Here is a 19,441-nt window from a genome sequence, read left to right on the forward strand (position 1 = left end):
GCTCTCGGCGCCATAGCCGTGCCATGCGACGTACCCCACTGAAGCGATTGCGGTGGTTGAAATGACAATAAAAATCGCTCGGAACAGGTTCACGTTAATCCTCATCCACCCAATCGGTTCCGGACCAACGGGCGCGCTGGTGCAGCCATTTACGTCCGAATTGCAGCAAGAACAACAACCCGAAGCCTCCGGCCAACGCAAGCGTCCACATGCCGCTGGACAGACCGGAGCGCACATTGATCGTGAGCTGGTTGAAAGGATAACTCGGAACCGAGGATGCCCCCGGCCCGGTCCAGACCCCTTGGTCGGGCACGTCCACTGTTAGTGTGTAATCGCCTGTACGTTCTAGCCGAAACGACAGGTTGGCGCGTCTTGAGCCTTCGCTCCATGATCCGTCGGCGTCGCGGCCCGAATAATACTCGATGGTCCGGCCTGCGAGGAAGACAGGAGTGTCATCTGGATCCAGCAATTCCAGATCCAGATACGCCCAACTGTTGCGAACATCGGCCGAAAAAGAAATACGCGTAAGCTGACTGTCGGCTTCCAGCGGGAACGTGATTTCTGCGGGAAAATCCGCCCGCGTCAGGACATGCGCGCCCAGCACATCTTCACCCGTGCGGCTAGCAAAAACAAAGGACATGACAAGGCAGATGATCGCAAACACGCACGAGGCAAACAGTACAAAGCCATAGTTCGGTCCGGCGACAAATGGCTCAAGCGGGTGAACGCGAAAAGGTTTCTGATCAAGCTGAACATCGAATGCGTCTTCGACTGTTTTTCTGGGGACATAAATTGAACGATAGCTCTCGCGTTCAGAGCCAGTCGTAGAAAATCCCAGCATCGCCGCATCAGACATCGCTGATATGGTTGTGGTTTGCTCGCCTATTTCTGGCCGCCACGTGAATTCACCTTCGACATAGGTGATCGAGCTTGTCGTCGTTTCGAAATAAACAAACCGCTCTCCATTTACGCGGACAATCGGCGGATATTCTGATATTTCCACTGCCCGCTCAGATATCCAACCTGGCCCACGGTGGCGTCGGGTAAACACCAAATGGCCAGCTTCCAACCTTAGCCACGCATAACCATGTGTGGGCGAATAAAGCTGGTGATCAATCCACGTGTAAAACCGCCCGCCCCACCGTTCTGAGTGCTCGATCAACCCGATAATGGTGAAATCGACCCCATAGAGCGCGCCGGTCATCCCGATCGAAAACGGTGTCTTGGGACGCGTAAGTCCCTTGAACTGCCTAAGAGTTCTGTAGTTGTCCTGCGCGTCCAGTTCGCTACCACAATAAGGGCAGATTTGTACCACGACACGACCGCCACCCAACACATCCAGTCCCGCGCCGCAGCTCGTGCAGTTGATCGACAGTATCTCGGGGTTTCTGGTCATTACTGGCGCTCGACCTGTATGTCGAAAGGATCGTACCAGCGACCATAGAACCAAGCGGCGGACTGACCCCAAAATTCACCGGACAGCAACGCTTCGTCATCGGCAGACGCGTTTACGAATTGATAGGTTTCTCCCACGGTCAGAGCTTCGTCGAACTGCCCCCGCAACGCGATACATTCGGCACTTTCCACTTCTGTCACCGTAAACGTCGCGGAGTCGAAGTATAATGTTTCGCCGGGTTTGAAGGGCGATTGGCTCTTTGGCGCGTCGTCCGCCTGCAAACGGGTTTGCCGCACGACGTCACCCTCGTCGACTGAAATCCAGCAGGTTTTTCCGGCTTCATCCACTCCACAGAACTCATCCCAAAACCCGCGACCGTAAGAATATCGGGCGTGACCTAGAATTCGGGTCGAAGTCCGGCCCATCACCACCCAATCGCCAACCCCGATTAATAGTGGTGCATCATGCATCACGCCTTGGTCACCCGCGACCGAGGCCGTTTCGTCGTTCAGCATCAGCGTGGTTCCGCAAGACGGACAAACAACGACCTTAATCAACGTCAATGAAATCGGGCAGTCCGTCCCGCAATTCGGACAGTTCAAATTCTCCATACCGTCAAGTTGCTTATGGGTTGCCAAAGCGCAAGAACAGTCTGACAGAGCAAGATGCCGAGTGTTGCTTTTTGATCAGGTTAAGAATGCAGAGCCGGAATTCTGCTCCAAAATCTGCTGCACCAAAGGATTTGCAAACCGCCGTCGTAGAGTGACCGCGTAGAACGTTTCCTTGATCCGGGGATGCTCTTTGGCCTCTTTCAATCGACCCGAAGTCAGTTCGTCTGTCACAACGATAGGCGCCACAAGCGCAAGGCCAATATCTTCGCGCGCGAGCAGTCGCATCATCGCCATATCATCCACCTCGGCGGCGATTTGAGGACGGACCGATAACCGGCTGGCCAGCGCGTCAAAGGCCGTTCGAACGCTGCTGTCAGTTGTCGGCAGAATAAACGGTTGTTTATGCAACAACTCGCGCAAAGGTGCATCAGGCTGCAACCGTGCCGGAGTGCCCACGATGCTAACCTCTTGCTCACCGATCGAGTGAATTTCGAAAGGGGTCAGACTATCATCAGGGGGAGGCCTGTTCATCAAGGCAAGGTCCAGATTGTGCGCTTCTAACCCCTCTAACAATTCGGTCGGGCTGCCCGATCTTAGGATCACCTCCACATCCATACGAGACAAGATGGGCCTTAAAAACCCAATCTGAAAGTTGCGTGACAGGGTCGCCAGCGACCCCACCCTAAGTGCCTTTCGGTTCTGAACTGTTCCTTCCATCGTGGCCACAAGCTCTTGTCCCGTGGCGAAAATCGCGTCTGCATGGTCCAGTGCGATGCGACCAGCCTCGGTCAATTGCAACTGCCGACCGCGGCGTTCAAACAAGGCGTGACCCAGACGTTCCTCCAGTTGTTTGATTTGCACAGAAAGAGCCGACTGAGACAGGTTCAGACGCTGCGCCGTGCGGGTCAGGTTACCGTCATGCGCAACGGCCCAAAAATATCGGAGATGGTGATAGTTTAATGGCATATTGTTCTATTTATTAGAACGTAATCTTACAAACAATGAATTTTTATTGTCACAAATTCTGTCCTATCTGCCCCGAAAGGCCCTATGGCCGCGAAACAGAAGGAAATTGACTATGGCTTACGTTTTTTTGCCGCTTCTTGGCCCGCTCGTTTTACTTGGGGCAGCTTGGCTTGCGTCGCGGCAACCGGGAAAACGGCCGGGAAACATAGCAGGCCTGACTGAAGTTGCCGCATTCGCGGCCTTTGTTTCCTCAATCCTTGCAACCATATTTCTGATGATATACGGGCCCGGCACATCGGCATTGATCGGGATGTTCGGCGTCGGCCTCTCGGTTCACCTGGATGCGGTGAGTTCCGTGATGCTGCTGCTAGTCAGCTTCATCGGCTGGATCGTGATCCGCTATTCCAGAACTTACATGGATGGCGAAGACCACCAAGGTGCCTTCGCGGGCTGGATGTCAGTCACACTGGCGTCGGTTCTTCTATTGGTCATGTCCGGCAATCTTGTGCAGTTCTTCGTGGCTTGGGTCGCGACTAGCCTGGCATTGAACAAATTGCTGCTGTTCTATCCGGAACGCGCCACCGCGCAGCGCGCAGCACGTAAAAAAGCCCTCGTTGCACGGCTAAGCGAGGCGACCTTGGCGTTGGCTTTTGTGCTGATCGTTGTCGCCACCGGGACTACAGACATAAAAACGATCCTTTCGGTCGTAGAACCAAACTGGCTGACGATGTCCGCTGCCTTTCTGATTGCCGTGTCTGCTGTCCTGGCTTCAGCGCAGTTCCCGCTGCATGGATGGCTGACCGAGGTTATGGAGGCCCCAACGCCCGTTTCAGCCCTACTGCATGCAGGTGTCATCAATGCTGGCGGTCTGCTGCTAATACGTTTCGCCGACGTAATGTTGCTTGCGCCGGGTGTGATGGCGTTGTTGGTCATGTTGGGAGGGTTCACCGCCTTGTTCGGCGGGTTGGTGATGCTGACACAACCAGCAGTAAAAACATCGCTTGCATGGTCGACCATTGCCCAGATGGGCTTCATGGTCATGCAATGTGGCTTGGCGCTGTTCCCGCTGGCATTGCTGCACATTGTGGCCCATTCGCTGTATAAGGCACATGCGTTCCTAAGTGCAGGCGAAGCGGTGCGAAACGTCGCTGCAATTCGCCGCCCTGGACCGATTGCCGTCCCAAGCGCGCGTAACGTGTTGTTGTCTTTTGTGATCGCGATAGCAATCTACGGACTTGTTGGCATGGTCGTTGGGTTTGACGGAAAGTCGGTTCAGGCCATTGCACTGGGAGTCATCCTGATTTTCGGCGTCGCTTATCTCTTGGCCCAAGGGTTTGCCGATGCTGCCCCAAGGGCGTTGATGCAACGCACTGTCGCCTATGCTCTGGTCACTTCGGTAAGCTATTTCGCCCTGCAGGTCATAGCACAGAAACTGACTGCGGGAACCCTGCCAGCTACTCCGGCCCCCGGCCCCCTTGAATGGGCTTTGATTATCCTCGCATTGATCAGCTTTGGCTGTGTTGCCGTGGCACAGGCGACATTCCCGTTATGGGCCTCGCACCCAGCAGCGGCAGGGCCAAGGGTTCACCTGACCAATGGTCTTTATGCAAATGCAGTTTTCGATAAGTTGCTGGACGGTTGGTCCAAGCGTTCGATCGTGTGAAAGGAACTTTCCTCATGTTTGCGAAACTTGAAACCTACCCCGCCCCTTTGTTGGAACTTGTGACCGAGGCCAACGACGCCTCCAAAGCGATCCCGCCCCTGTTCCCGCTTTCCTCTAGCGTTGCGGTGAACCCCTTTCTTGGCCAGATTGATGAGCCACTTTCTGTCACCGCGGCACGCCTTGCACGGGTTGCCGGAACACGGATCACCCCTGCTCGCGAATACTGGAAAGCCAAATTTAAGAGCGACGAAATCTCGCAAGAAGATGTGCGCGCCGCTGTGTTGGCGGTTGAAGGGCAATTTAACGCACCAAGCCTGCAAGACGTACTGGACGCACTAGACACACCTCATGACACGCCGCAGCCACTGGCAACCGTCGCCGAACTTGCTGCCGATGTTTCTGGTGTTGATTGGCCTGGCTTGATCGAGGATCGCATCGGCGCCTGGGCTGCGGGTCATTTTGATCAAGGTCAGGCGCTTTGGCAGCAGGCCGATACAGGCGGCGTATTCCAGTCGTGGCGGGAATTCGCCACGCGTGACCTGACGCCTGAAATCCACGGTTTGAAAGGCTTTTGCGCCTTTGTCACTCGAACCAACAGGTCGCATTGGCGCGCCATAGGACGGGCGTCCGAGCGGTTGGGCGTCGACACTGAGGCCGCCAAAACGACGTTCCATCGCTGGTTGATAACCTTGGGAGGTTGGGCGCAGTACGGCCGGTATCATTTGTGGCAGGCCGAATTGGACGGACGCCCGGACAGCACTGTGGCCGAGTTGCTGGCCGTTCGCATGGTGTTTGATGAGGCGCTATATGACCTCTACCAAGACCAAATCGCCGCCCGTTGGGCCGAGGTCGTAGCCAAGCACCGCACACCCGTCACGCCGTCCAAGTCCGAGGTTATCAACACTGTCCTGCAGGATGCAGCTGAACGCGCACAACAACGCGCTTTGGCTATTAAACTGAAAAAAAGCGAACCCGTCGCCTCCAATGGACGCCCTGACATACAGGCAGCGTTCTGCATCGACGTCCGCTCTGAGGTTTTCCGCAGGGCGCTCGAAGCGCAGGATGCCAAAATCGAAACCATCGGCTTTGCCGGGTTCTTCGGTTTGGCCAGCGCACACAAGGCCGCAGGGTCGGACGTGACCGAGTTCAGGGGTCCGGTTCTATTGAAAGCCGGGGCAACCTCGGAAGCTGTTGAACCTGTCAAAGCGGACCTGAACCGCCGCTACACGGCGCGGGCTAAACGCGCATGGGGCCGGTTCAAGCTGGCCGCCGTGTCGTCCTTTGCCTTTGTCGAGGCCACCGGCCCGGTTTATGCCGGTAAACTTGTGCGGGATTCGCTTGGTCTGGGTGACAAGGCCAAACCGGAACCGGCGCCAAAACTGGACCCTTCCCTAAGCTTTGAAACGCGGGTCGGTATGGCCAAGTCTGTTTTGTCGGCTATGTCGCTGACCCATAACTTCGCACGAATTGTCATGTTGGCGGGCCACGGGGCCGACGTCACAAACAACCCCCATGAAAGCGCATTGCAATGTGGGGCCTGTGGTGGCTACGCCGGAGATGTGAACGCTCGCCTCTTGGCTGGGCTGTTGAATGATCCAGACATTCGAAGCGGTCTTCAGGCTCAAGGGATAGATATACCCGAAGACACCATGTTCTTACCTGCGTTGCATCACACGACGACTGATATGGTCACTTTGTTCGAACAGGATTTACCATCAGGCACCGCAGCGGCAGAGATTGCGCAGCTCAAAACCTGGTTGGATGCCGCAGGGGATCTGTCCCGCGCAGAACGCGCGCAACGCCTGCCGCGTGCAAACGAGTCTGCAGCAGTTCTGCATCGTGCACGTGATTGGGCTGAAACACGGCCCGAATGGGGTCTTGCCGGGTGTCGTGCGTTTGTCGCCGCTCCACGTGACCGGACCAATGGCGCGGACTTGTCCGGGCGGGCATTTCTGCACAACTACAACTGGCGACAGGATGATGGGTTTGGCGTCCTTGAATTGATCATGACTGCTCCGGTTGTCGTGGCCAGCTGGATCAGCTTGCAATATTACGGTTCGACCGTTGCGCCCGACTTGTTCGGAGGAGGCAACAAGCTTCTGCACAATGTGGTTGGCGGGATAGGCGTGCTGGACGGCAATAGCGGCGCCCCCAGGCCGGGCTTGCCATGGCAGTCCGTGCATGATGGCAACGGATTCCAGCATGATCCTCTGCGCTTGACGGTGGTCATCGAAGCCCCGCGCGAGGCGATGTCAAACATCTTGGCACGTCACCCTGACGTCAAAGCGCTTTTTGACAATGGGTGGCTTCACCTGATCGCCATGGATGACAGCGGACAACTGGCTTGGAGATACGACGGCGACCTTGAGTGGTCCCCAATCCGCGAAATTCCAGACACCTCAGGCGCAATCGCAGCAGAATAAGAACAGAGCAGCAAGACAAAGTAATTTTGGCGGTTAGGTCCATTTGAAATTGGACTTAGCCAGCCTGTCTATCTTGCCTGGCTTGAAACAATACTACGAGGGCAAAGAGGCTAAATATCCAGAGTATTCTTGGCCAGTCTCTGCCGGTTTCCACTTTTACCTGCATTGTTTCCCTTGCACCTTGCTCACTTAAGGTTTCTGGTGCGGGTAAATACTTGCAAGAGGTTCCAATGCCCCAAACATCCGACACCAACCGTCGTATCGTTCTTGCTGAACGCCCTGTTGGTCAGCCCGACGAAAACACGCTTCGGCTTGAAACCACAGATATCCCGTCACCGGGTGCTGATGAGATGCTAGTGCGAACGGTCTTTATGTCGCTCGACCCCTACATGCGCGGCCGCATGAACGACGCAAAATCCTATGCCGAGCCCGTCGAAATTGGCGGCGTCATGACCGCTCAGGTTGTGGCTCAAGTGATCGAGTCGAACCTGGATGGGTACCAGGCCGGTGACTATGTCTTGAATATGAGCGGCTGGCAGGACTACGCGATTTCGAACGGAGAGCAGGTGGTCAATCTGGGCAAAACACCAGACAATCCATCCTGGGCTTTGGGTATTTTGGGAATGCCCGGCTACACGGCCTATGCGGGTTTGTTGAAAATCGGCGAGCCCCAGCCCGGTGAAACCGTCGTTGTTGCAGCGGCTGCGGGACCGGTCGGGGCAACTGTGGGACAGATCGCCAAGCTTAAAGGATGTCGCGTCGTCGGCATCGCAGGCGGGCCGGAAAAATGTGCGCATGTTGTCCAGAACCTTGGCTTTGACGCCTGTATAGACCACAGATCCGACGATCTGGCTGCTCAACTGCGCGATGCATGCCCAGATGGCATCGACGTCTATTTCGAGAATGTTGGCGGTAAGGTGCTTTATGCAGTTCTGCCGTTGCTAAACCCGTTTGCACGGGTCCCTGTCTGCGGAATCGTGGCCTGGTACAACCTGCCCGGTTTGCCGGAAGGGCCGGATATGGGCCCTGCGATCCTGGGCACCTTGCTGCGGATGAAAGTCAAAATGCAGGGGTTCATCATTTTCGACAATTTCGGCCCCGAGGTTTATCAGGAATTTGTACGAGACATGACAGGCTGGCTTAAGGACGGCTCGGTATCGTACAAAGAACACGTAGTGGATGGGCTGGAAAACGCGCCAGAAGCCTTCAATCAACTACTCGCTGGGGGTAATTTCGGCAAAATGGTTGTGAAAGTCGGCTGATTGGCATTCGAAAGCTGGCGTTGCGCCTTTGATGCGCAACGCCAGTAAACATTTGGCGAATTGTCGGCCGATCGCTGTTTTGGCCGCTCACGTTTCCGCCAGTCGGTATAGCATCAACCTAACAGATGCGTGAATTTTCGGGCGTTTAGCAAAGCAACCTTTGCGCTTGGCAAATTCTCAATCCAATACTGCTTTACCGGTCATTATTGTGGAGATGTGATGCGGATAAGTGTAGGCATCGCTGTATCTATCCTGGTCGCCCTGTCCATTGGCGTGTCAACTTTTATTGTTCATACGCTTTGGTGGACAACGGCACGGGACAACAGCCGTATGCTGGCTGCTGAAATCAACACTCAGATCGCCAATACCGTCCGGATCGAGGTCGGCGCGACACTCAGCTCGGCCGAAGCGGCCTGGGCCGCAGTGCGCACCATTTTCGTGCAGAATGTCATCGCCACGCGCCAGGCAGACAAGCGAGAATTCGTATTCCTGTCGCAACTACAAGCGCAGCCCAATATCTCGTGGATATTCTTCGGCTGGCCCGACGGCAATTTCTTCGCATCGCACCGCCTTGGGGATGGCGGCCTTGAGATGGTCGAAATCGATAGGAACATCCGCGATCGGCAGTTGCGAACCGACCAATACATTTTCATTCCAGGTGACATCCAGTTCGAAGAGCGAAAATTCCGTGAAACAAAATATGATCCACGCGACCACGCCTGGTTCAATAACTTTATGAGCCTGAACTCATCGGGATGGATCGAAGCGCGGGATCTGCCAGGAAGTGAAAAAACGGTCTATGCTTATGCCGGTCCCATTGACGTCAACCGCGGGCGACAGGGTGTTCTAGCGGTCGCAATCGAAACCGACCGTTTGTCGCGGTTCCTTGCGACCTTACATCCGGGCGAGTTCGGAGCAGCCTATATTTTGGATGCTGATGGCAAGGTGATCGCCGTTCCCGACGCCATGGCAGATGAAACGACACCGGCCCGAATGGGCGAAGGCGAGTTGTACGAGGCCGCCATGATATCGGGCGAACGGCTTTTGGGTGACCCTGCCAAAAATCCTGCCGGCGGGGCAACGACTCGGGTTGTAATAGACGGCGTTCCCTATGCAGTTGCCCTGACCCCGTTGGGATTTTATGGCTGGCGCGTTGCTACCGTAATACCGGAATCCGCATTCCTGTCTGGGATCGACAAAACTCTGATCAACCTTCTTTATATTCTGATTGGGGTAGTCGTTTTCGCCACCGGGTTAGCCATCTGGCTGGTACGTAGGGTTGTGGCGAACCCTTTGGCGCGGATCGCCGAAGACCTTAACAAGATCGAACGTTTCGATGTTGAGCGTATTTCACGCAGGCCCTCAAAGCTGTCAGAACTGGCCAACCTGTCTGCGGCAACGGCCAGTATGGCTGCGGGTCTGTCAGCGTTCCGAAAATATGTACCAACCGATTTGGTTCGCATGCTGGTTGCCGAAGGCATCAAAACGCAGCCGGGCGGTGATATGAAGCAAATCTCGGTTTTGTTTTGCGATGTGACTGGCTTTACCGGACTGTCCGAGAAACTGGGCCCAGGAATTGTTCAGTTGATGGAACCGTTCTTCACCGCCGCTTCGGCCGCGATTGCAAGGCATGACGGCACTATCGACAAGTTCATGGGTGATGCAGTGATGGCCTTTTGGGGGGCACCACGTCAGGATAAAAACCACGCGGAAAACGCCTGTCGTGCGGCGCTGGATCTTGTCAAAACTGTCGACGCGGCAGGCATCAAGGACAGTCAGGGTATTCCTCTGCGGCTACGGATCGGGGTGAACAGCGGCGAGGCGCTTGTGGGGAACATAGGATCCGAACAGCGCCTGAACTATACGGCGATCGGCGATGTGGTGAATGTCGCAAGCCGACTGGAAGGCGCGAATAAAGTCTACGGCACCCTTATCCTGATCGGCCCAGAGACCCGACGCGAAGCCGGCGATTCTGTAATTGTGCGCGAATTGGATACGCTCACAGTGTTCGGCCGCAGCGAAGAGCTTGTGGTTTATGAACTGATTGCAATGACCGAAGGATACAACCTCTCACGCGATTGGATCGAGGCATATGAACGCGGCCTAACGCTTTATCGCGCCGGGCAATTCGAAAATGCCCTGTCAGAATTTGAAACCGCTGACCAAATCCGTGGCGGGGACCTTGCCTCGCTCGCGATGGCCGACAAAATGCGAGAACTTCTGGCAAGCCCACCCGCTGAGGGATGGAAGCCCGTAACCATCACTGAAAAATCCTAAATAAGTCAGCTGGTTCTACAGAAGCTGCAAAAAACAGCACATTTTCCTTTATTGACTGGTGTTCAATATAAACGAAATCCGATAGTCAGAGCGCCAAAAGATTGTAAGGCAGAAAAACAGCCCCGTGTTCGACCTACCCGCGCAGCGCGCGCACCTCTCCGAAAAATACGACCTGACCCCGTCGCCTGAGCTTGCCGCAAGCATGAGCGATATATATGACCGCATGTCGCGTGTGGTCTCTCCGGCGGATTGGGCGATTTATGCGCCATATGTAAAGGCGATCAATGAACTCAAGGTAAACCGCAACGCGGTCATCTTGGGACACAACTACATGACGCCCGAGATCTACCACGGTATTTCCGATTTCGGCGGTGACAGCCTGCAACTGGCGATCAAGGCCACCGAGGTCGAGGCCGAGGTGATCGTTCAATGCGGCGTTCATTTCATGGCCGAAACGTCCAAAATTCTCAGCCCCGAAAAAACGGTTCTAATGCCGGATATGGAGGCAGGGTGCTCTTTGGCGGAATCGATCACCGCCGAAGGCATCGCGGAAATGCGCCGCCGATATCCCGGTGCACCGGTTGTGTCCTATGTGAACACAACAGCCGAGGTAAAGGCAGCCTCAGACATCTGTTGCACCTCGTCGAATGCGGCACAAATCGTGGCGGCACAGGACAGTGAGACCGTCATCATGACGCCCGACCAGTATCTGGCGCAGAACGTGGCACGCGAAGTTCCGCAGAAAAACGTCGTGTGGTGGGAGGGCTCGTGCATCGTTCACGAGCAATATTCGGCCAGTGACCTGCGCGACTTTCGCGAATGGAACCCCGGAACCCGCTTGATCGCGCATCCCGAATGCCCGCCGGACGTGGTGGCCGAGGCCGATTTCTCGGGTTCAACCAGCGGTATCATCAAATATGTCACGGACGAAAAGCCAGAGAAAGCACTATTGATCACCGAATGTTCGATGGCGTCCAACATCGCGGACGAACTGCCCGAAGTCGAATTTGTCGGCCCATGCAACATGTGCCCTTACATGAAGAAAATCACGCTGGAGAAAGTGCTGTTCGCGCTGGACACGATGACCGGTCAAGTCGAGGTCGACGCCCAGGTCGCCGAAAAGGCACGTCTTTCGGTTCAGCGTATGATCGACCTGTCGCGCCAGTTGGGCATTTGACACAGCAGATGCAAACCATCGAAACATCGCGAGTGGTTATCATTGGCGCTGGTTTGGCCGCCGTGTATGCGGCTCTCAAGCTGGCGCCCTGCCCGGTCGTGATGATTTCGCCTGAACCGCTGGGCTCTGGCGCAAGCTCAGCCTGGGCGCAGGGTGGCATCGCAGCCGCCATGGCGCGGACAGACAGCCCAAAGGCCCATGCGGACGACACGATGCGCGCGGGTGCGGGCTCGGTTTTGCGCGAAGTGGCCGAGTTTGTGGCGCAAGCTGCGCCAGAGCATATCCTCGACCTTTCTGCGCTTGGCACTGGATTCGACCGTACTGCAAGCGGCGAGTTTGTTCAGTCGCGTGAGGCCGCTCACTCCACTGCTCGGGTCGTGCGGGTCAAAGGTGATCAGGCCGGGGCCGAGATTATGCGCGCGTTAATCAAAGCCCTGCGCGAGACACCTTCAATCCAGGTTATCGAGGGCGCGCAGGCCGTGGCGCTGGAAAGCGACGGCACGCAAGTAACAGGCGTCTACCTGACAAGTGCGCTTGGGTCTGGCCCGGCGCAGCTGTTGCTGCGCGGAGCCGCTTATCTTTTGGCAACGGGTGGATCTTCGGGCCTTTATGCGCAAACCACCAACCCAACGCGCATTCGCGGGCAAGGGATTGGTATGGCTGCCCGTGCTGGTGCGCGCATCGCGGACGCAGAATTTGTACAGTTCCATCCCACCGCAATCGACGTAGACTCTGACCCCACCCCTTTGGCAACCGAAGCACTGCGCGGCGAGGGGGCCGTTCTTGTCGACAAGAACGGGCATCGGTTCATGCCCGATTTCCACCCCGATGCCGAGCTTGCCCCCAGAGATACGGTTGCGCGGGCCGTTTATCTGCAAGCCAAAGCTGGCATGCGGCCAGCGTTGGACACGCGCGGCGCGATCGGTGCCGACATCGGCATTATTTTTCCCGGTGTAACACGCGCCTGTATGCGTCATGGCGTTGACCCAACACGGGACCCCATCCCTGTGACCGCGTCAGCGCATTACCATATGGGCGGCGTAGAAACAGATTTGTTCGGGCGAAGTTCGTTGGCCGGGCTCTGGGCCTGTGGCGAGGCGGCGTCCACCGGGTTACATGGCGCCAACCGGTTGGCATCAAACGGGTTGCTTGAAGCTTTGGTGTTTGCCCGATCCTGTGCCCGGGACATTGCGGGCCAAATCACCGTGAAGAGCGCACCCGAAGTCAAAATCCGTTTGGCACCCGGCACAACTGACGATGAGCAAGATTTGATGCTTTTACGCCGCATAATGACGGAACATGTCGGCGTGGTACGGGAAGAAGCTGGCCTGAGCCAAGCCCTATCCGGAATTGCCGCGCTTGAGGCCCAGCACTTTGGGTCAGACCAGTTTCTCAACATGACCGCTACGGCCACCCTGATCGCTACCGCCGCGCTGCAACGCCGCGAAAGTCGCGGCGCGCATTACCGGTCCGATTTCCCCGACCCCAATCGTGGCACCGGTCAACGATCCAGCCTGACACTGACACAGGCACTCACCTTGCGAGATCGCATAGCAAAGGACGCAGCATGACCCGCCCCGCTTTGCCAGACATGATCCTGGAACCTCTGGTCCGGTCCGCGCTGACTGAAGATATGGGTACCTGTGGCGATATCACCACTCAGACAGTGATCCCTGCGGACGTCACCTATTCCGCACGGTTGGAGGCACGTGAAAATGCTGTGGTTTCAGGGATGCAAGTGGCTGCGCTGGCGTTCCGTCTGGTCGATCCCTCGTTGCTCATCACAACCTACACCGAAGATGGCCAGAGCTGCGCCAAGGGCGACACACTGATGAAAATCCAAGGCCGAGCCACCTCAATCCTGTCAGCAGAGCGCGTGGCGTTGAATTTCGCCCAGCGGATGATGGGTGTTGCAACGGCCACTTCGGAATTAGTGGCTGAAACCAAAGGCACCAAGGCGCGTATCACCTGCACGCGAAAAACGACACCCGGGCTACGTCTGGTGGAAAAGCAGGCCGTGCTGCACGGCGGCGGTTTCAACCATCGCTTCTCGCTATCGGATGCAATTCTGATCAAGGACAATCATATCGCAGCCGCTGGCGGTGTGCGGGCTGTGCTTGATGCAACAAAAGCCCGCGCGTCGCATATGATGAAAGTCGAAATCGAGGTCGATACGCTGGAGCAACTGTCCGAGGTGATCCAGGTCGGCGGTGCTGACGTCGTGCTACTTGACAACATGCCGCCAGACGTTCTGACGAAGGCAGTCAAGTTGGTGGACGGCCGATTGGTGACCGAGGCATCGGGCAATATCAGCAAGGCTACAGTTGCGGCGGTAGCCGCGACAGGGGTTGATTACATCTCGTCCGGTGCTTTGACGCACTCTTACCGATCGATTGACATCGGGCTGGACTTCTGAGCCGTTCGACGCCCCAAAGCTACCAAAAATTGTTTTTCAGCGCGCGCAAAGTCAGCCACATTCGTCGCGCTGACCCCGGATCAAGGGACCGTCATTAACCGTTCGAAACGGCGATTCACGCCGACTCAAATACGCTTGGAATACGGAAGATTCTTAACGAACACGCCACCCGTTTTGCATGTAAAACGGTCGGTCAAGCGACCTGCAATCGTGGAAATGGCAGAGCTGATGGGTCCGCAGAGAGTCTTATAACCTATTATTGTTAAACACTTTATTTGCGCCTCATCCTACCTTCAAATTCAAATTCAAAAATACCTCTTGACGCTCTGTAGACCTACGTGGTTTCGTATATAAAACCGTTTTGCGGTAAATCGTTAAGATCAACGAAGGGAGGCGTTGTGATGGCGAAGCAAGAATCTGCTCTGCGCGCACAACAAGGAACGGAAAGCCAGGTTACGGTTTCCCTCAATGGCATCGGCATGTCGTTTTCTGGTGTATCCGTTCTAAGGGATGTCGACCTGGTCATTGACGGTGGTGAAATTCACACGCTGATGGGCGAAAACGGTGCGGGCAAAAGTACGCTGGTGAAGATCATCAGCGGCGTGCAAAAACCGACATTCGGGACATTTCAGATCGACGGCGAAACCGTGGAATTTGATGCGCCAAGGGACGCTGAAAAGCATGGTATCGTCATCATGCATCAGGAACTCAGCCTGATCCCGGAAATGACCGTGGCTGAAAATGTTCTGCTGGGCCACGAGCCCCGGAAATTTGGGACGTTCATCGACCGCAAAGCGCTGCGGGAAAAGGCCAGCAAAGCGTTGGCCCGCTTTGGCTTCACTCTGGATATCGACACGCCGGTCAAAGATTTGCGTGTTGGCGAGCAGCAGTTGGTAGAAATCGCCCGTGCACTGCTGATGAATGCGCGCCTTCTGATTATGGATGAGCCGACCTCGGCTTTGTCGCAAGCCGAAGCTGATATTCTCATGGAAGTCGTCCGCGATCTGGCGCTACAGGGTGTTGCGGTTGTCTATATCTCGCACCGGATGGACGAAGTGTTCGAGATTTCTGACCGCGTTACAGTTCTGCGCGATGGCAATCAGATCGGGACCCGGCTGGCCTCGGAAACCACTTCCGCCGAACTGATCAACATGATGGTTGGACGCACGGTTGAAATCAATCCGGTCGAACGCCATGCACCGGCCACCGACGAAACCGTTCTGCAGGTGGCAAACCTGTCCGCCTGGGAAGGCAAGCGCAAGGTTCTGGATGATGTGTCCTTCGAGCTTAAGCGCGGAGAGGTTCTTGGGGTTGGCGGCCTGTTGGGCGCAGGCCGGACCGAACTGTTGGAAACTCTGTTCGGCGCGCGTGGTGCCAGCTATCAGGGCGAAATCACACTTGAAGGCAAGAAACTAAGACCAATCAAACCCCAGGACGGGGTGCGCAACGGGCTGGCTTTGATCACAGAAGACCGTAAAGGCAACGGCTTGATCCTTGACCGCTCGATTGCGTCCAATGTTGCTCTGCCGCTGATGCCGCTGCAATCGCGTTTTGGTCGGTTTTCCGAAGCTGAACAACGCAAGCAGGCTCTGACCGCGATTGAGACCTTGAAGGTTGCCGCAACCGGGCCCGAACATCCGGTCGGCAAACTCAGCGGCGGTAACCAGCAAAAGGTCGTGCTTGGCAAATGGCTTGCGACGCAACCGCAAGTATTGCTTTTGGACGAACCCACTCGTGGCATCGATATTGGTGCCAAAGACGAAATCTACGATCTGGTCGGACGACTGGCGGATCAGGGCATCTCGGTGCTGTTTGCCAGCTCGGAACTGTCCGAATTCATCGCTGTCTGCGACCGCATGATCGTTTTGTGTGAAGGCCAGTTGGCCGGTGAGCTTTCGCGCGATGAGATGACCGTTGATTCAATCAAGGCCCTGGCGATGCAGTTCCGCTGACTGCACACACCGTTAGAACTGGCCCAACCAGAGAAAAAACATGACCGTTATGGAACCCAATAGCCCGACAGTGAAACCCGAACGCCCCAGCGCGGCGACGTTAATGCGCCTTTTGGGCAAGACCAAACTATATTGGGGCCTGTTCGCTCTGATCCTGTTTGGGGCGTTGACCTCGCCGTTGTCGTCCAAAGGCAACAACATCTTTCTGTCGTTGGGCAACCTGACCGACATTCTACGTCAGGTTTCGGTTACAGGGATTGTCGCCGTGGGCATGACCATGGTGATTTTTATTGCCGGAATCGACTTGTCCGTGGGCTCGGTCATGGCGTTGGGAACCGTGATCTGCGCCATGCTGCTGACGCAGGAAGGCTGGACGGCTGCCAGCTATTTCGGGGTTCCGGCCACGGGGATCGTACTATTCGTCTGTATCGCAGCGCTGATCTATTTCGTGCAAAACAACCTGAGCCGCAGCTCGGACAACCCGACAGACAGCGCGCCCTCGCGGATGCTGAGCCGTCTGGTCGCCGCCGCCATTGCCATCGGTGTAATGGTCTGGCTGGCCGGTCAGGTGATGCCTAAATTCGGCGTTTTGGCAGTGCTGATCGTGGTGCCCTGCATTGGTGCCGTGATGGGCACGGTGAACGGCGCGCTGATCGTATATGGCCGTCTGCAGCCCTTTATTGTGACGCTGGCGATGATGGTGGGCGCGCTGGGTCTGGCCCGCGTGATCGCCGGGCAGGATACGGCCGTGTATCCGGTCTATACTGGGTCGAATGCGACCGAAAATTTTGAAGTGCTGCGTGAACTGTTGTGGGGCGTCGTCCCTGTACCGGGCCTGTTCTTTCTGGGTGTGTTGCTGGTATTCTTCCTCGTCACACGCTTCACCACCTTCGGCAGCTATCTGATGGCCATCGGCGGCAATGAAGAGGCCGCGCGTCTGGCGGGCATCAATGTCGGCCGCAACAAGATCATCACCTATGCGCTGGCGGGTGGTCTGTCCGCGCTGGCCGGGGTGCTCTATGTGGCGCAGTTCCGTCAGGGTAAACCAGATGCGGGTCTTGGCTTGGAACTGGATGCAATTGCGGCCGTTGTCATCGGCGGTACCAGCCTGATGGGTGGGCGCGGCGCAATCATGGGAACGTTCGTTGGGGTACTGATCTTTGGTTTCCTCAGCAATATCCTGCAATTGAACAACATCGACAGTAACACGCAGCTGGTGCTGAAGGGCATCATCATCGTGGTCGCTGTCCTGCTTCAGGAAGGGCGATTTGAAGAGATCTTTGTCATGGCGAAAGAGCGCCTGGGCAGAGGGAGGAGGCTCTGACCTGAAGGTCTTGGTGGACAATAGGTCAGAGCAATCAGAACGCGGGAACATTGGAGAAACCCGCATCATGACTAAGGAGTAGACTATGAAAAGAAGAACATTTGGCAAGGGCCTGATGGCCGCCACCGCGCTCGTAACCTCGTTTTCGGCATCCATGGTACTGGCCGCTGACAACTATGTGATCGGTTTCTCGCAAGTTACGACGGTTGAACCCTGGCGCGTCCAGTTCAACAAAGACCTGCGCGCCGAAGCGGACCTGCACGACAATGTCGAGCTGATCATCGCAGACGCCAACGACCGCACGGAAAAGCAGGTTGCAGACGTTGAAAACTTCATCCGTCAGGAAGTCGACGCGATCCTGATCTCGCCGAAAGAATCCGCTGGCCTGACCGGTGTGGTCGAGCAGGCAACCGACGCGGGTATCCCCGTCTTTGTGCTGGACCGTAACGTCGACACCGACAAATTCGTTCAGTGGGTTGGCGGCGACAACGAACTGATCGGTCGTGAAGCCGGTAAATTCGCGGTTGAGCAGTTGGGCGGTGCAGGTAGCGCCAAAGGCACCATCGTTGAAATCTGGGGTGGTCTGGGTACGCAAGCCGCACATGACCGTGCCAACGGTTTCCACGAAGCCTTTGACGGCGAAGACGGCGTAACCTTCCTGCTGGATCAGCAGTCGGGCGACTGGAAGCAGGATCAGGCGTATGACATCATGTCGACCGCCCTGCGCAACTACGAAGACATCTCCATGGTTTATGGTCATAACGACCCCATGGCCTATGGCGCATATCTGGCCGCCAAAGATGCTGGTCGTGCGGATGACATCATCTTCATCGGTGTTGACGCTCTGCCCGGCGAAGGCGTGACCTGGGTTGCAAACGGCGAACTGTCGGCCACCTTCCTGTACCCGACCCCCGGTGCAGAAGGCCTGCGTCAGGCACTGAAGCACTTGAAAGGTGAAGAAGTACCGAAATCGGTTGTTATGGGCACCGAAGCGATCACCTCTGAGAACGCTGGTGAAGTCCTGAAAAAGAACGGTCTATAAAAGACTGTTCAGGTCGGCACCCTTTCTCCTCCCTGTCGGGATGGTCGACCGGACACGCAGGGGCTTGCGCCCCTGCGGTTTTTTTTGAGAAAGCACCGATAAAAAGGAAACCCGATGTCCGAAGAAAAGACCAAGCTTCAGAAATACTCGGCCCCCGCCTTGGAAAAAGGGCTGGATATTCTAGAGTTTTTGTCGCTTTCGGATGTCTTTCCCACCCTTTCACAATTGGCGCAGGGAATTGGGCGTTCAAAAAACGAAATCTTCCGCATGATGATCGTTTTGGAAGAGCGCGGATATATTGAGCGTCAGGAAGGCGATTTGTTTCGCTTGACCGGTAAACTGGCGCTGTTGGGCGGAGATCGCACGGATAACAGCAAACTCGCCGAACTGGCCGAACCCTATATGGAACGTCTTGCCGAAGAAACTGAACTGTCCAACCACCTTTGGGTGCCCAGCGGCTCCGGCGATCTTGTCGTTATCAACAGTGTTTCGTCTTCGCAAAACTACGGTGTGACAGTGCAGGTCGGGTATAACAGCCCAATCTTCCCAACTTCTGCCGGGGTCTGCTTCCTGTCAGAACTGGAAACAAAAAAAGCGCAGCTGGAACTGCTGGAGAAGCTTTCACCCGGCCATGACGAGGAGCACCTGAACGAGTTCGCTGATCTGGCCGCAGCGTGCGAGATTCAAAACTATATCTCTCTAAGCAGCCCTGAAAGTCAGGCCATCAACGAGATTTCGGCTCCGGTGAGGCATGCTCCGGGCAAAGCAGTCATCGCAGCCCTAACCATTCCTCATTTCGCAACGGCCCTGATCGACAACCGAAGAGAAATGGTCATTGACGCCCTGAGGTCAACGGCAGCACAACTGCAGGAAAGCATCGCGACCCGAATGCCATTGCCCCGATCGTCTTGGCATCAAATGATCTAAAGCAA

At 56.0% G+C, this 19,441-nt stretch carries 14 protein-coding genes; 11 read left to right on the top strand and 3 right to left on the bottom strand.

The window, feature by feature from the left end; all coding sequences use genetic code 11:
• Positions 1–94: 94 nt before the first annotated feature.
• From AC2TAD_RS20145 to AC2TAD_RS20155, 3 genes are all read right to left on the bottom strand, one after another.
• Entirely contained in the window at positions 95–1,396 is a 1,302-nt protein-coding gene (locus AC2TAD_RS20145) for a DUF4178 domain-containing protein (protein ID WP_480869985.1), read from the bottom strand.
• Complete coding sequence (locus AC2TAD_RS20150) at positions 1,396–1,911, bottom strand: DUF4178 domain-containing protein (protein WP_480869987.1); 516 nt, start codon at positions 1,909–1,911, stop codon at positions 1,396–1,398. Before AC2TAD_RS20150 ends, AC2TAD_RS20145 begins: the two co-directional genes overlap by 1 nt.
• Positions 1,912–2,082: 171 nt before the next feature.
• Positions 2,083–2,973, bottom strand: a complete 891-nt coding sequence (locus AC2TAD_RS20155) for a LysR family transcriptional regulator (protein WP_480869989.1) — start codon at positions 2,971–2,973, stop codon at positions 2,083–2,085.
• A gap of 112 nt (positions 2,974–3,085) precedes the next feature.
• Here AC2TAD_RS20155 and AC2TAD_RS20160 point away from each other — a divergent pair, with 112 nt between their 5' ends.
• The 11 genes from AC2TAD_RS20160 (at position 3,086) to AC2TAD_RS20210 (ending at position 19,436) form a co-directional block, all read left to right on the top strand.
• Positions 3,086–4,636: a proton-conducting transporter transmembrane domain-containing protein gene (locus AC2TAD_RS20160; protein WP_480869991.1), complete on the top strand. Its 1,551-nt coding sequence runs from the start codon at positions 3,086–3,088 to the stop codon at positions 4,634–4,636.
• A gap of 14 nt (positions 4,637–4,650) precedes the next feature.
• Positions 4,651–7,059, top strand: a complete 2,409-nt coding sequence (locus AC2TAD_RS20165) for a YbcC family protein (protein ID WP_480869993.1) — start codon at positions 4,651–4,653, stop codon at positions 7,057–7,059.
• A 230-nt stretch (positions 7,060–7,289) separates the two neighbouring features.
• The gene (locus AC2TAD_RS20170) at positions 7,290–8,321 is read left to right on the top strand and encodes an NADP-dependent oxidoreductase (protein WP_480869995.1); all 1,032 of its coding nucleotides are present in this window, start codon (positions 7,290–7,292) and stop codon (positions 8,319–8,321) included.
• A 219-nt stretch (positions 8,322–8,540) separates the two neighbouring features.
• On the top strand, positions 8,541–10,598 hold the full coding sequence (locus AC2TAD_RS20175; RefSeq protein ID WP_480869997.1) for an adenylate/guanylate cyclase domain-containing protein: 2,058 nt from the start codon (positions 8,541–8,543) through the stop codon (positions 10,596–10,598).
• Positions 10,599–10,722: 124 nt separating this feature from the next.
• Positions 10,723–11,775: a quinolinate synthase NadA gene (gene nadA / locus AC2TAD_RS20180; RefSeq protein ID WP_480869999.1), complete on the top strand. Its 1,053-nt coding sequence runs from the start codon at positions 10,723–10,725 to the stop codon at positions 11,773–11,775.
• An 8-nt stretch (positions 11,776–11,783) separates the two neighbouring features.
• On the top strand, positions 11,784–13,346 hold the full coding sequence (locus AC2TAD_RS20185) for an L-aspartate oxidase (RefSeq protein ID WP_480870001.1): 1,563 nt from the start codon (positions 11,784–11,786) through the stop codon (positions 13,344–13,346).
• Positions 13,343–14,191, top strand: a complete 849-nt coding sequence (gene nadC, locus AC2TAD_RS20190) for a carboxylating nicotinate-nucleotide diphosphorylase (RefSeq protein WP_480870003.1) — start codon at positions 13,343–13,345, stop codon at positions 14,189–14,191. The genes AC2TAD_RS20185 and nadC overlap by 4 nt, the downstream gene beginning before the upstream one ends.
• 401 nt (positions 14,192–14,592) lie before the next feature.
• Entirely contained in the window at positions 14,593–16,143 is a 1,551-nt protein-coding gene (locus tag AC2TAD_RS20195) for a sugar ABC transporter ATP-binding protein (RefSeq protein ID WP_480870005.1), read from the top strand.
• Positions 16,144–16,183: 40 nt separating this feature from the next.
• The gene (locus AC2TAD_RS20200; protein ID WP_214648691.1) at positions 16,184–17,467 is read left to right on the top strand and encodes an ABC transporter permease; all 1,284 of its coding nucleotides are present in this window, start codon (positions 16,184–16,186) and stop codon (positions 17,465–17,467) included.
• An 85-nt stretch (positions 17,468–17,552) separates the two neighbouring features.
• The gene (locus AC2TAD_RS20205; protein ID WP_480870007.1) at positions 17,553–18,509 is read left to right on the top strand and encodes a substrate-binding domain-containing protein; all 957 of its coding nucleotides are present in this window, start codon (positions 17,553–17,555) and stop codon (positions 18,507–18,509) included.
• Positions 18,510–18,623: 114 nt separating this feature from the next.
• Positions 18,624–19,436: an IclR family transcriptional regulator gene (locus AC2TAD_RS20210; RefSeq protein ID WP_480870009.1), complete on the top strand. Its 813-nt coding sequence runs from the start codon at positions 18,624–18,626 to the stop codon at positions 19,434–19,436.
• The last annotated feature ends 5 nt before the right edge of the window (positions 19,437–19,441 follow it).

The sequence above is a fragment of the Ruegeria sp. HKCCD7628 genome (assembly GCF_057221005.1).

What these genes read in the sequence shown, in the direction of transcription:
- AC2TAD_RS20145 (WP_480869985.1), bottom strand. Translation starts at nt 1,396, where the DNA reads ATGACCAGAAACCCCGAGATACTGTCGATCAACTGCACGAGCTGCGGC.
- AC2TAD_RS20150 (WP_480869987.1), bottom strand. Translation starts at nt 1,911, where the DNA reads ATGCTGAACGACGAAACGGCCTCGGTCGCGGGTGACCAAGGCGTGATG.
- AC2TAD_RS20155 (WP_480869989.1), bottom strand. Translation starts at nt 2,973, where the DNA reads ATGCCATTAAACTATCACCATCTCCGATATTTTTGGGCCGTTGCGCAT.
- AC2TAD_RS20160 (WP_480869991.1), top strand. Translation starts at nt 3,086, where the DNA reads ATGGCTTACGTTTTTTTGCCGCTTCTTGGCCCGCTCGTTTTACTTGGG.
- AC2TAD_RS20165 (WP_480869993.1), top strand. Translation starts at nt 4,651, where the DNA reads ATGTTTGCGAAACTTGAAACCTACCCCGCCCCTTTGTTGGAACTTGTG.
- AC2TAD_RS20170 (WP_480869995.1), top strand. Translation starts at nt 7,290, where the DNA reads ATGCCCCAAACATCCGACACCAACCGTCGTATCGTTCTTGCTGAACGC.
- AC2TAD_RS20175 (WP_480869997.1), top strand. Translation starts at nt 8,541, where the DNA reads ATGCGGATAAGTGTAGGCATCGCTGTATCTATCCTGGTCGCCCTGTCC.
- AC2TAD_RS20185 (WP_480870001.1), top strand. Translation starts at nt 11,784, where the DNA reads ATGCAAACCATCGAAACATCGCGAGTGGTTATCATTGGCGCTGGTTTG.
- nadC (WP_480870003.1), top strand. Translation starts at nt 13,343, where the DNA reads ATGACCCGCCCCGCTTTGCCAGACATGATCCTGGAACCTCTGGTCCGG.
- AC2TAD_RS20195 (WP_480870005.1), top strand. Translation starts at nt 14,593, where the DNA reads ATGGCGAAGCAAGAATCTGCTCTGCGCGCACAACAAGGAACGGAAAGC.
- AC2TAD_RS20200 (WP_214648691.1), top strand. Translation starts at nt 16,184, where the DNA reads ATGACCGTTATGGAACCCAATAGCCCGACAGTGAAACCCGAACGCCCC.
- AC2TAD_RS20205 (WP_480870007.1), top strand. Translation starts at nt 17,553, where the DNA reads ATGAAAAGAAGAACATTTGGCAAGGGCCTGATGGCCGCCACCGCGCTC.
- AC2TAD_RS20210 (WP_480870009.1), top strand. Translation starts at nt 18,624, where the DNA reads ATGTCCGAAGAAAAGACCAAGCTTCAGAAATACTCGGCCCCCGCCTTG.